Raw genomic sequence first — 12,450 nt, 5'->3', positions numbered from 1 at the left:
CGTCATGCTCAGTTTTGTGTGAGGCCAGCGTCGACGACAAAGTTCGCGCCAGTGCAGCCGTCGCTCTCGTCGGAACCAAGGAAGAGTGCCATGCGGGCGACGTGGGTCGCGTCGAGCCGGAATTTCAGCGCCTGCAGATCGATGAACTGTTGGTTCTGTTCAGGCGAGGTCCAGAGCTTCAGCTGCCGCTCGGTGACGATCGCACCAGGCACGATGCAGTTGACGCGAATTCCGGATGGCCCAAGCTCGCGCGCCAATGTTCTGGTCATGCCATTGATGGCCGCCTTCGCCGTCGTATAGCCGACCATCCCCGGGCGGCCGCGCATCCATGAAATCGACCCCAGCATGATCACCGAGCCGCGAGCCTGCTCGGCCATGCGGCGGCTTGCTGCCTGTGTCGCAAAGAATTGATGATCAAGATTGAGCGCCAGTGCACGACGCCAGTAGTCGGGCTCGACCTCACCGATCGGGTGACGATCGTCCTTGCCGGCGTTGTTGATCAGCACGTCGATGGCGCCATGCTTGTCTTCGACGGCGCTGATCGCGCTCCGCAGCCGATCGATATTTGTTATATCGCAGCTCAGGAAGTCTGTCCCAGTCGCTGCGGCCGTGCGCGCACCGGTCTCGGCATCGATGTCGATGAACGACACTCTCCCGCCCTGTTCGGCAAAGGCTTTCACCATTTCTTCGCCGATGCCCGACGCACCGCCGGTGATCAGCACATTGCGGCCATAGAGCGAGGCGTAGCGGACGGAATCGTAAGGCGACGACATGAGTGGATCTCACACTTCGGGATCAAACAGGTTTTTTGGAAGACCGGCGACGTCGGTGCGCATGGAGAACAACGCGCCCGACAACGGGTATCTGGCAAGCTCGGCATCAGACCGCCCGACCCGCGCGCTGGTGCAATAGAGCGTTTTCATATCCGGGCCGCCGAAGGTCACCATGGTCGGGCACAGGGCCGGAACCGGATATTCCGCCAACAGCTTGCCGCTTTGATCGTAGCGCTGGACGCGTCCGCCCTCGAAAAGCGCCGTCCAGTAGCAGCCTTCCACGTCGACTGCACCACCATCTGGCCGCCCCTTGTCGGCTCCGCTCCCGAACCGGGCGAAGACCTGCCGATTGCTGACCGAGCCGCGTGTCGGGTCATAATCGAAGGTGTAAAGCGTGTAGCGAAGCGTGTCGGCGTGATAGAGCCGCTTTGCACCCGGCGAGAATGCAACGCCGTTCGATGTCAGTAGGCCGGAAGCAAGCTCGGCAAGCCCGTCGCGATCGAACCTATAGAGGCTGGCGATCCCCCGCTGCCGCGTCTCATCGACGGTGCCGGCGACAAAGCGCCCGGCCGGATCGACCATGCCGTCGTTGAAGCGACTGATCGACTGGTCCTCGGGATTGTCGGCGAGTTTGCGCAGAAGCGCGCCCTTTTCGTCAAGCAGCCACAAGCCGGATCGGAGACCTGCAATGAACCCGCCACCCTTTGCAAGCCCGATGCATCCGACCTCTTCAGGCAGTTCCATGGCCGTCAGGTGCCGCGACAATGGATCGAAGCGGTGGATCCGGCAGGCTTTGATATCGACGAAGTAAAGCACCTGTTCGGCAGATGACCATAGAGGGCACTCGCCAAGAAGGGTGTTCGCTTCGAGAACGGGTATGAAGCCGGTGCTCACCTTCGCCACCTCAATAGGCAGCTGCCGGCAATGCCGGCTTGGCAGCACTACCGTTCAGGACACCCAGCCATTCGTTGGCGCGGCCGGTCATCATGGCAACGTCGGACGCCATTGCCGCAAAGCTGTAGCCATACCCGATAAACCTTTGAACCATCTCGGGATTGGGACCGACGATGCCGATCGGCTTGCCGGCGGAACGTGCAACTTTGGCTGCTTTCTCGATCAGCGTCTGAACCTCGGGGTGTGCGATGTTGCCAATGTGTCCCATGGCCGCCGACAGGTCGCCGGGGCCGACGAAGACGCCATCGATACCTTCGACGGCGGCGATCTCCGGCAGTCGCTCGATTGCTTCGGGCGTTTCGAGCTGAACGATCGTGCAGATCTGGTCATTGGCCCACTTCAGGTAGTCGGGGATCGTCCCGAACTTCGAGCCGCGGTGAACGGCAGCGACACCGCGAACACCTAGCGGCGGATAGCGCGTGTAAGAAGCAGCCGCCTTCGCCTCGTCGGCGGTCTGGACGAACGGCAGCATGACGGTACGTGCGCCGGCATCAAGGACGCGCTTGACCAGCACCTGATCGTTCCAGGCGAGGCGAACAACCGGTTCGGCCGGCGTGCAGCCTACGGCTCTTAGAATCTGGGCAAGGTCGGAGACTTCGATTGGCACATGCTCCATGTCGACCACGAGGAAGTCGAAGCCGACGTAGCCAAGCGCCTCCGCCGTCGACGGAGCTGCGGCCATCAGCCATGTCCCAAGCGGGGTGCGTTCGCCAGCTTTGATCCAGCTCTTGAAATTGTTGGTGAGGCTCATGCTTGTATCCTTAGAAAATGACGGGATCCGGCACGACGGCCGTACCGCTCAGGAAATCGAAATCGCACCCTTGATCTGCCTGGCTGACATGCTGCTGGTAGAGAGCAGCAAAGGAGCGATGGTAGACGGGGGCTGCGGGCTTCCACTCGCGACGGCGCTGTTCGAGTTCCGCCTCGTCGACCCTCATGTTCATGGAGCCTGCCGCAACGTCGAGCTCAACCAGGTCACCGGTCTTCAAGAGAGCAAGCGGGCCACCGATCGCTGCCTCTGGAGAGACGTGAAGAATGCAGGTGCCGTAATGGGTACCGCTCATCCGCCCGTCGCAAATGCGCACCATGTCGCGCACCCCCTGCTTGAGGAGTTTCTTCGGGATCGGCAGATTACCCCACTCCGGCATGCCGGGCGCGCCGACAGGACCGGCGTTGCGAAGGACGATAACGGTATCCTCGTTGATGTCGAGATCGGGATCATCGAGGGTCTTGTTCATGACGGCAGGATTGTCGAAGACGATTGCCGGGCCGACATGCTTCAAGAACTTCGGATTGGCGGCCGACGATTTCATGACAGCGCCATTCGGAGCCAGGTTGCCGCGCAACACCTCGAGCGTCTTGCCGCGCGACAGCGGCACGACAGGATTATCTTCGCCGCGGATGACGTCGTCGTTCCAGCACTCGGCGTCCGCGATGTTGTCACCGAGCGTGCGTCCGTTCACGGTCAGGCAGTCAAGATCCAGCCGGTGTGAAAACTTCTTCAGGAGGGCCCGCAATCCGCCCGCAAAATAGAAATCCTCCATCAGGAACTCGCCCGACGGGAAGACATTGGCCGCGACCGGAACCTTTGCCGCCATGGCCGCCATATCGTCAAGCGTGAGTGCAATGCCGGCGCGCCTGGCCATGGCGATCAGGTGGACGGCGGCATTTGTCGAGCCGCCAAGCGCCATATAAGCGACGAGCCCATTCAGGAAGCTTGCGCGATTGAGGATGCTTGAAGGCTTCAAATCCTCCCAGACCATTTCGACGATGCGCACGCCGCAGGCAGATGCCATGCGCGGATGTCCAGAATCGACTGCCGGGATCGAGGAGGCGCCAGGTAGCGTCAGCCCCATGGCGTCGACGATCGAGGTCATGGTCGAGGCCGTTCCAATGGTGTTGCAGGTGCCCGCCGTGCGGGTCATGCGGCTTTCGAGGTCAACCCAGTCCGACTGGGTAATATTTCCAGCCCGCAACTCGTCCCAGTATTTCTTCGTGTGGGTACCGGCGCCGGTCTTCGTTCCGCGCCATTGTCCATTCGACATCGGGCCGGCTGGACAGAAGATGACCGGAATATCCATCGAGATCGCGCCCATCAGAAGCGCCGGCGTGGATTTGTCGCAGCCACCAAGCAGGACAGCACCGTCGATCGGATGTGATCTGAGCAGTTCCTCGCATTCCATCGCCAGGAAGTTGCGATAGAGCATGGTGGTCGGCTTGACCATGACCTCACCGACAGAAAGGGCCGGCATCTCGACCGGGTAGCCACCGGCCTGCCACACGCCACGCTTGACCGCCTCGGCGCGGTCACGCAGGTGGGCGTGGCATGGACTCATTTCGCTCCAGGTGTTGATGATCCCGATGACCGGTCGGCCCAGGAACTCATCGCGGCGCATGCCCATCTGCTGGGTGCGCTGGCGATGCGCGAAACCGCGCATGTCGTCGGAGGCAAACCAGCGCTGGCTGCGCAGGTCGGCAAGATCACGTTTTGCTTTCACGCCGGTCATCCCTTGATACCACCCGCTGTCAGACCGGACACCACGCGCTCCTGGAAGATGACGATCAGGACCGCAACCGGCACGATGCCTACTACGAGTGCCGCCGATATCACCGGCCACGGGAACGCAAACTCGCCCTGATAGAGCTGGATGCCGACGGGAAGCGTCCGAAGTTGCGGATTTGAATTGAACGAGAGGGCGAGAAGGAATTCGTCCCAGGCGTTGACGAAGGCGAGGATGCCGGCGGTAAAGACGCCAGGTGCGCACAGCGGCACCACGATCTTGAAGAGCGCGCCAAGCCGCGTGCAGCCATCAATCATCGCAGCGCTCTCAAGATCGCGCGGAATCCCCTCGAAAAACGAAACCAGCATAAGCGTGCACACCGGCAGGCTCAGCACCGTGTAGGGCAACACCAGGGCAGTCCAGGTGTTAAGGAGGTTCAGTGTCCTCATGATTTCGAACAGAGGAACAAGCAACGTTACCAGCGGGAATGTCGAGACAGCGATGATGGCAGCGAGAATGAGACCGCGATGCTTCAGGTTCAGGCGTGCAAGGGCGTATGCCGCAAGCACCGAGACCAGCAGTGTCAGCACGGTCGACAGGAGCGCCACCATGAAACTGTTGAACAGAAACAGGTGAAGCGGCTGGTCGGAGAAGGCCTGCATGTAGTTCTGCAGCGTCGGCGCGTACGGAAACCAGGTGATCGGCTTGGCCGTCAGCTCGCCTTCCGTCTTCAGCGACGTGAACAGGATCCAGAGCGCTGGAAACATGCCGTTGACGAGCAGGATGATGGCGGCGATTGCGCGAAGCGGCTTGCCGGAAAGAAAGCTACCGGGACCCGATGCAGTGGTGGTGGTCATTGCGCTACTCCTTGGTGCGGATCATGCGCAGGTAGACGGCGGTGACGCACATGGAAAGCGCGAACATCACGACGGCAAGCGCAGAGCCGTAACCGAGATCGAGGAAGGAGACGGTGTTCTGGTGGATATACATGGCAAGTGTCGCCGTCGATGTGCCGGGACCACCACCCGTCATCATGTAGGGGATATCAAAGGTTTGCAGCGACGTGATCGTCCGGAAAATCAGGGCGACGACGATCGAGGGCTTAAGCAGCGGCAACGTGATCTCGAAGAATTGGCGCAGCCGTCCAGCGCCGTCGACATCGGCTGCCTCGTACAGTGAACGCGGAATGGTCTGTAGGCCCGCCAGGATGATCAGTGCCATGAAGGACGAGGTCTTCCAGATGATTGTCAGACAGATTGCAGCAAATGCCCAGTTCGGCGAGTTGAACCAGATGACACCAGGCAGGCCGACGCGGTTTAGAACATCATTGACAACGCCGTATTCTGAATGGAAGAACCACGCGAAGATCAGGCCCGCAAAGGACAGGGGAAGCGCCCAGGGGACCAAGAGCGACAGGCGGACGGGCCACTGGGAGCGAAACGGCAGGTTTGCCATCAACGCGAGCCAGAGGCCAACAATAAGGGCGCCTGGGACGGTGATCAGGGTAATGAGCACGGTATTCCAGGTGGTTTCCCAGAAGACCGGATCGTCGATCATCAGACGGTAGTTTTCGAGGCCGGCGAACTCGGCCGGCAGGCCCGATGTAAGCGACAGGCTGAAGAAGCTCGTATAGGCCAGCCGACAGACGGGATAAACGATGATCAGCGCAAGCAGGAGCGCTGCCGGTGCAAGCAGGAGAATGGCCAGCGATCTGTCACTGAGATCCAGCCACCGCACCCATGCAGCCTGGCGCGGCTCGACATCGGCGCTGATCTTGAGGGAGGTTGTGGTCGCCATGACAGGTGTTCCGGTCCATTGGGTGGTTTTTTGAAGGGCGACCAGAGGCCGCCCTTCGATTAATCAGCGAAGGATGCGCTTCAGCCGCGACTCGATCTGGCTTGCGCCCTCTTCCGGTGTCGAGACGCCGGCAAGAACCGCGTTGACGGTGGTGCGGATCGTTTCGCTCACCTCGTTATAGCGAGGGGTGACCGGGCGCGGCTTGGCGGTTTGGACAACGTGGAGCGCATCGGCGAACCAGGGAGCGGCCTTGGTTACATCGCCATCCTTGTAGAGATCGGCGTAGGTCGGCAGCAGCGATGCGTTGATGGCCATGAATTTCGAAACCTCGGGGCTCGAAAGGTAGGCAACGAGCTTCTTGGCTTCATCCTGATGAGCGGAGAAGGCTGAAACGCCCCACTCCCAGCCACCGAGGCAGGTCGCGGATTCACCACCCGTCATCGCCGGCAGGCGGGCGACACCAACCTTGCCCGCAACAGCCGACTCCGGTCCCTGTGACTGTGCCCAGGCATAGGACCAGTTTACTGCGAAGACCACGTTGCCGGCCTGGAATTCCTTGCGCGTGTCGTCAGTTGCCACTTCAGCGATGTTCTTCTTGGCAACACCGTCATCGGCAAAGCTCTTCCACAGTGCGAGCGACTTGACGGCCGCATCATGATCAAAGGACAGGCGACCGTTGTTCGTCAGCGCCTTGCCCTGGCTCCAGTACGGCAGCAGGAAGGTGCACACGGCGCCCTCAATGGCTTTTCCTTGGAACGACAGCCCCTGGAGATCGGGGTTTTTCTCGCCGTCGGTGATGGTCTTTGCGGCGGTCTTCAACTCCTCCCAGCTCTTCGGCGGCTGGATGCCGTATTTATCGAGCAGATCCTTGCGATAGTAGAGGAACTGGGCGTCGGCAAAGGCCGGCAGGGCAACGGTCTTGCCACCAACGGTATTGGCTTCGGCATAGGCCGGCAGGTAGGTGGAAAGATCCTTGCCTTCGACGTCGACGGTCCAGCCAGCGGCGGCAAACTGGGCAGGACGGATGACGTCAAGGATGAGCACATCCAGGGACGAATCCTTGGCCGACATCACCGTGTTGAGATATTGCGCCTGCGCTTCCGACGTGTTGCCGCCGGTCTCGATCGTCACCTTGACGCCCGGCGTCTTGGCTTCGTACTGATCGAGCGCCTTGCGCCAGACGTTCGGCTGGTGCTGGCTCGAAATGTAGATTTTCAGCTCCGTATCGGCGAGAGCTGGTGCCGCGAAACTAAAGATCGTGGCGCAGGCGAGAGCGGCAGCTCTGATATTGCGGTTCATGTTTTCCTCCCATTGAAGTTCGTAAGGACCAGGCGCGCAAACGCCTGGACGTCAGTGAATGGCGCGCTCGCTGGCGGCGTCGAAAAGGTGGATTTTCGTTGGATCAATGCCGACCGTCAGGGTCTCGCCGACGGTTGGACGAACCTCAGGCGGCATTCGCGCCGTCAAGGTGGCGTCCCCCATGGAGAAGTGAACGAGCGTATCGGACCCGAGCGGCTCGACGACCTGAACACGACAGTTCAGGCTCGAACCACCAGACTGGGATTTGATGAAATGCTCGGGTCGGATACCGACGACAAACTCGCGGCCGTCGACGGCGGACAGTCCATTGCCTGGTATGGCCGAGAGCGGAAGCTGGTCGCCATTTGGCAGATGCAGGCTGGAGCCCTGCGCCTTTGCCTTGGTGAAGTTCATCGCCGGAGAGCCAACAAAGCCTCCAACAAAGACGCTTGCCGGACGGTTATAGACCTCGTCCGGGGTGCCCACCTGCTCGATATCGCCGCCCCTGAGAATGACGATGCGATCGGCAAGCGTCATGGCCTCGACCTGATCATGGGTGACGTAGATGATCGTTGTGCCAATGGTCTGGTGCAGCCGCTTGATCTCGGTGCGCACCTGTCCGCGCAGCTTTGCGTCGAGGTTGGAGAGCGGTTCATCGAACAGGAAGACCTGCGGACGGCGGACGATTGCGCGGCCCATGGCGACGCGCTGGCGCTGGCCGCCCGACAATTGCCCTGGGCGACGGTCGAGCAAATGACCAATTCCGAGCATCTCGGCCGCCTGACCGATCCGCTTGTCGATCTCTGCCTTACTCATGCCGCGGACCTTGAGGCTGAAGCCCATATTTTCGCGGACGGTCTTGTGGGGATAGAGCGCGTAGTCCTGAAACACCATCGCGATATCGCGCTCGCGTGGAGCCAGTTTGTTGACGACCCGGTCGCCAATTCGAACCTCACCGCCGGTGATCGCTTCAAGACCCGCAACCATTCTGAGTGTCGTCGACTTCCCGCATCCCGACGGGCCGACAAAAACGACAAACTCGCCGTCCTGGATTTCCAGGTCGATACCTTTGACGATGCGCAGCGCGCCGTAGCTCTTGTCGAGCTTGCGTAAACTTACCGAGGCCAAGATTTCCTCCCTAACGCGATGTCAATTGAGCGCATCGCTGTCTCAAAAAGATGGAGGAATCATAGCGCTACGATTCACGAAGATCAAGAGGGGAGCAGCGCGGCCAGACCTCACGCAACGAATCCCGTGAATAGAGCCGCCCTACTAAGTGCCTTAACCTACTGTATAAACATACGTTTACTCATTTAGTCACCTTGCGCATGTTGCAAGCATCACCGTTCCGGCATACAATAATTTTAATTTGCAGCGCTATGATTTTGCGAGAGGCAGTCGATGGAAGCTATGAAGCGGCAACGCCGCAAGATGCAAAGCGTCACGATGATGGACGTCGCCGAAAGGGCCGACGTGTCGCCGTCGACAGTCTCGCTTTATCTACGCAAGCCTGATGCGGTCTCGGCTGCCGCAAGCAGAGCCATCGCAGAGGCGATCGATGCGCTGAAATATGTCCCCAACCTCATGGCAGGCGGGCTTGCCGCAGCATCGTCGCGCGCCGTGAGCGTGATCGTGCCGTCGGTGCGCAACGCATTCTTTGCTGAAACGGTTGCAAGCATGCAGACCGAGCTTGGCAAGGAACGCCTGCAGGTCATGCTTGGCCACTCCGAATACAGCGAGCGCGAGGAGGAAAACCTCGTCAAGATGGCGCTGTCGTGGAAGCCTGCAGCGATTGTCCTCACCGGTCTCTCGCACACCGCCACGACACGCCGGCTGTTGAGGGATAGCAACGTGCCTGTTGTCGAGCTGTGGGAACTTGGCGGCGAGCCGATCGACATGGCCGTCGGCTTCTATCATGAACAGGTTGGAAGTACTGCAGCGACGCACCTTGTCCAGCGCGGGCGAAAGCGATTGATCTATATCGGCGCCCGTCTCCAGGAAGACCGCAGGGCCGCATTTCGCGCAGACGGCTTTATCCAGGCCGCCCGCGAGGCAGAGGGTGTCAGCGCCGAGATAGTAGAGCACCCGGCGCCCGCCAGTGCCGCCATTGGAGCAATGCTGCTTGCTGAAGCAATCAAGCGATATCCTGATGCGGATGCCATAGCCTGCTCGAACGACCATATTGCGCTTGGTGTCATATTCGAATGCCAGCGCATCGGCATTGCGATTCCCGAGCGGCTTTCCGTCATTGGCTTCGGGGACCTGAGTTTCAGTTCGGCATGTAACCCGGCACTGACGACGATCAGGCCACCTGGGGACCTGATCGGCACTGAAGCTGCCAGGCTTATCCTGGAAAGGATGAACGGCACCGTACGCCCCAAATCATATGTGATTGATACGCGCTTCACCCTGCTGCAAAGACAGAGTAGTTGACCGCTTCTCATCTACTGCGCGGGCGGTGGGCTGCCCGATCGCCAACCATGACCAAAACTGCGATCAAATGCGCCACCTCGCCAGCCGAAGTCATCGGGCCGGCGGACGACCCGTTGCCATCGACTTCACGGCGTCAAATGCCGCCTGCCCGCCAGCTTTCCTCACCATTCTTTGATTGGCTGCGACCGCACCGACGATAAGCCCCCACCGAGCAAATAGGCTCCCTTTGCTGCAATGTTTTGCCAATCGTTTTCCTGGCGGCAAATCTCATGGAGAGGAAACATGGCATTGCTTCCCGTGAGTTTTGCCGGCCTTGGGCTGGCTGCCCTGGGCGACGGATTGACGGTTGCCTACCCACGCGGCGATCGATATAGAGCTCGGCTCCGGGGTGGTTCTTCGACATGAGCCGCGGGACAATCGATGGCCCATTCAACGTTGATCCTCGACGGTACGGACGCTCGCACTTGTGCTGCACGAACTGGAAACAAGTGCCATCAAGTACGGCGCGCTTGGCCAGTCCGGTGCGTCGCTATCTATCAGTGGCGCGTCCAGCCGGGCTGGAACAGCAAACCATGGCTCAAGGTCAATTGGAACGAGTCAGATTGGATGCCTGCTGAATACGCTTCGCACGGACATGCCGGCTATGGACGCGAGTTGATTGAAAAGACGTTGCCCTACCAGCTCCGGGCAAAGACGAGCTTCGTTCTCGGGGAGAACGGCCTTCGTTGCGCGATCCACCTGCCTATCTCCGAAAGACAATATTAGCATGAAGCGACGACAGCAGTCGTCGAAGACGAATATTTCATCGCAATGGGACATCGAACTGGCCTTAGCCACGCGCGGTGCGACTGTGTTGGGACCCCGTTGCACATCGGGAGATAGCAACAGAACTGGTGGAAAAAGAACATGTCGACGCAGCACTTCGTAATGTCAATGTTCATAGCGAGTTGGATTTCACGATGGCTGACATCCTGGCGAAAAGGAACATACCGTTCATTTTTACAACCGGCTATGACCTCTCCGGTACAGATCGGCGGATCGACTTCAGAAACCTGTCGATTTGCGAGAGCTGATAACGAAGCCGCTTGCAATGTGTTGAGATCCTGATTCTGGCCAGGAGCTTTCCTGGAGACCTACTGATCAGGCTTTGTTGACGGCGGGCGGAGTGGCCCTAGGGCGGCCAAAAGATCTCTCGATGTCTTATGGCCCTTGAGAAAAAGGTCCAATAGTCTGGACGCAGCAACGCTGCCGACGAGACTGTTCGGATCAACCTTAGTCTCCTTGCACCACTCGGAGAACGCGTCGAATACCGGAGAAAGATCATCGAACGAAATTGTACGGAGCATTTCCGACACTCATCGCCCTCCAACTTAGAGGGGCGAAAGCAACTCGTGTGCTTCCAGTCGATCGTAGCCAGGAGATGCCGACCGATGGATAAAACCCTATGGAGGATTAAGAACGGCCGCAATTAACTTTGACATAGCGTGATGCGCTGATGTTAATCGTATTTTACATCTTGTCGGTCGCCGGCGTGCTACTGGGCGGCATCCTGGGAACCATGATAAGACGGTGTACCGCGCATCATCTGGATTTCAAAACCGGGCCCTGCCCCGGTCCCTGCACTTCCCAACGGGCGCCCACCCTCCCCTTTCACATGCGCCCGGTCGCGCGGCTGGGCGCCTCTCGACTGCGAAGCGCGTTTCGTCGGCGAGGAGGCGTCTGGGACGCCACGATTTTACCATCCCGCGATTAAATAAGGCAAAAAGAAGAATTAACTTAGAAGGCGGGGCGGTCAAACCCTTCGCGTTTCCTTTTATTTCTAACACCCTATGTATCCCGGGTCGGCCCATAGACACTGGCGGGACCGCTTGAGAGATGACTGTGCTCTTGCCGCCCAGGAGAGCACGGACATGACGAAGTCTTTATCTTCCTCTCTCGATGAACTTCAGATGAAGATTGTTCTGGACGCGGTTCAAGAGTGGTGCTCAACACGTCGAGTGGATATCGATAGTGATGAAGGCCGCTGGGCAATGACAGTGGCCGTTGACCGTATTCAGACTGTCGATCCATATTCTGCCGCCGCCACTAATGAAATGGTGCGGTACCTTAGTTCCGCTTGCAGTTCCGAAGCGACCCACAAAGCGTAACCAAACTCCCGCGCTTGCCGATAATTTGCTGATGGACAGCCTGCGCAATTCTGCCCGTACGTGCCGAACCTGCGGGATGGACTGCAAGAGGATAGCTACCATGCCTCTCTGTAAGAGTGGTGGACGTACTGGCCATGTCGATCGGCATTGAGCGATGCCCCGTGAAGCCGAGCACGCTGCCGAAGCCCCGTGGAAATACAATCTCAATTTTTGGTTTTACTGCAAAGGCTGATAAAAACAAAAAATTGCATTAATTCTTTGCATCCCGAGCCACTCTCGGGCATGATGATTTCATCAGCAGCCATTGTTAAGGGCGCTTCTGACCAGGGCTTGGGCCCTCGCCCCAATTAGAAGGAGGACCTCAGTGTCTTCCCCACTCGGCTACGTCTTACATTCCAGGGACCTGACGATGCTGCAAGGCGTCTTGGAGGAAGCTGGATACAATTCTGCCAAAAGTGTTGCGCATCCTGAGCGATACGACCTTGCGGCGAAGCTTCTCATACAACGTTTTCAAGGCGGGATGACTTCCGCCGACGACCTAACCAG

At 59.2% G+C, this 12,450-nt stretch carries 11 protein-coding genes; 3 read left to right on the top strand and 8 right to left on the bottom strand.

The features are described 5' to 3' along the window. Positions 1 to 8: 8 nt before the first annotated feature. From FHT76_RS27715 to FHT76_RS27680, 8 genes are all read right to left on the bottom strand, one after another. Positions 9 to 773, bottom strand: a complete 765-nt coding sequence (locus tag FHT76_RS27715; protein ID WP_259186023.1) for an SDR family NAD(P)-dependent oxidoreductase — start codon at positions 771 to 773, stop codon at positions 9 to 11. Positions 774 to 782: 9 nt separating this feature from the next. After that, positions 783 to 1,667 (bottom strand): SMP-30/gluconolactonase/LRE family protein, encoded by an 885-nt coding sequence (locus FHT76_RS27710; RefSeq protein WP_259129878.1) that lies wholly within the window; start codon positions 1,665 to 1,667, stop codon positions 783 to 785. Positions 1,668 to 1,677: 10 nt separating this feature from the next. After that, entirely contained in the window at positions 1,678 to 2,478 is an 801-nt protein-coding gene (locus FHT76_RS27705) for an HpcH/HpaI aldolase/citrate lyase family protein (protein ID WP_259129876.1), read from the bottom strand. 10 nt (positions 2,479 to 2,488) lie between these two features. Next, positions 2,489 to 4,234, bottom strand: coding sequence for an L-arabinonate dehydratase (gene araD, locus FHT76_RS27700; protein WP_259129875.1), 1,746 nt, complete (start codon positions 4,232 to 4,234; stop codon positions 2,489 to 2,491). Then, positions 4,231 to 5,085, bottom strand: coding sequence for a carbohydrate ABC transporter permease (locus FHT76_RS27695; protein WP_259129874.1), 855 nt, complete (start codon positions 5,083 to 5,085; stop codon positions 4,231 to 4,233). Before FHT76_RS27695 ends, araD begins: the two co-directional genes overlap by 4 nt. A 4-nt stretch (positions 5,086 to 5,089) precedes the next feature. After that, on the bottom strand, positions 5,090 to 6,025 hold the full coding sequence (locus FHT76_RS27690; RefSeq protein WP_259129872.1) for a carbohydrate ABC transporter permease: 936 nt from the start codon (positions 6,023 to 6,025) through the stop codon (positions 5,090 to 5,092). 63 nt (positions 6,026 to 6,088) lie between these two features. Beyond that, entirely contained in the window at positions 6,089 to 7,324 is a 1,236-nt protein-coding gene (locus FHT76_RS27685) for an ABC transporter substrate-binding protein (protein WP_259129870.1), read from the bottom strand. 51 nt (positions 7,325 to 7,375) lie between these two features. Further along, the gene (locus FHT76_RS27680; RefSeq protein WP_259129868.1) at positions 7,376 to 8,452 is read right to left on the bottom strand and encodes an ABC transporter ATP-binding protein; all 1,077 of its coding nucleotides are present in this window, start codon (positions 8,450 to 8,452) and stop codon (positions 7,376 to 7,378) included. 273 nt (positions 8,453 to 8,725) lie between these two features. On the opposite strand from FHT76_RS27680, the gene FHT76_RS27675 reads away from it, so the two are divergent. From FHT76_RS27675 to FHT76_RS27665, 3 genes are all read left to right on the top strand, one after another. Continuing rightward, positions 8,726 to 9,757: a LacI family DNA-binding transcriptional regulator gene (locus FHT76_RS27675; RefSeq protein WP_259129866.1), complete on the top strand. Its 1,032-nt coding sequence runs from the start codon at positions 8,726 to 8,728 to the stop codon at positions 9,755 to 9,757. Positions 9,758 to 10,363: 606 nt separating this feature from the next. Further along, positions 10,364 to 10,522 (top strand): hypothetical protein, encoded by a 159-nt coding sequence (locus tag FHT76_RS27670; RefSeq protein ID WP_259186022.1) that lies wholly within the window; start codon positions 10,364 to 10,366, stop codon positions 10,520 to 10,522. A gap of 1,145 nt (positions 10,523 to 11,667) precedes the next feature. Further along, on the top strand, positions 11,668 to 11,904 hold the full coding sequence (locus FHT76_RS27665; RefSeq protein ID WP_259129865.1) for a hypothetical protein: 237 nt from the start codon (positions 11,668 to 11,670) through the stop codon (positions 11,902 to 11,904). Positions 11,905 to 12,450: the final 546 nt, after the last annotated feature.

This window comes from Rhizobium sp. BK176 (assembly GCF_024808055.1).
This window is presented reverse-complemented; position numbering and strand designations above follow the sequence as displayed.

Excerpts from the sequence above, each read along its gene's own strand:
- FHT76_RS27715 (WP_259186023.1), bottom strand. The coding sequence starts at position 773 with ATGTCGTCGCCTTACGATTCCGTCCGCTACGCCTCGCTCTATGGCCGC.
- FHT76_RS27705 (WP_259129876.1), bottom strand. The coding sequence starts at position 2,478 with ATGAGCCTCACCAACAATTTCAAGAGCTGGATCAAAGCTGGCGAACGC.
- araD (WP_259129875.1), bottom strand. The coding sequence starts at position 4,234 with ATGACCGGCGTGAAAGCAAAACGTGATCTTGCCGACCTGCGCAGCCAG.
- FHT76_RS27695 (WP_259129874.1), bottom strand. The coding sequence starts at position 5,085 with ATGACCACCACCACTGCATCGGGTCCCGGTAGCTTTCTTTCCGGCAAG.
- FHT76_RS27690 (WP_259129872.1), bottom strand. The coding sequence starts at position 6,025 with ATGGCGACCACAACCTCCCTCAAGATCAGCGCCGATGTCGAGCCGCGC.
- FHT76_RS27685 (WP_259129870.1), bottom strand. The coding sequence starts at position 7,324 with ATGAACCGCAATATCAGAGCTGCCGCTCTCGCCTGCGCCACGATCTTT.
- FHT76_RS27675 (WP_259129866.1), top strand. The coding sequence starts at position 8,726 with ATGGAAGCTATGAAGCGGCAACGCCGCAAGATGCAAAGCGTCACGATG.
- FHT76_RS27670 (WP_259186022.1), top strand. The coding sequence starts at position 10,364 with ATGCCTGCTGAATACGCTTCGCACGGACATGCCGGCTATGGACGCGAG.
- FHT76_RS27665 (WP_259129865.1), top strand. The coding sequence starts at position 11,668 with ATGACGAAGTCTTTATCTTCCTCTCTCGATGAACTTCAGATGAAGATT.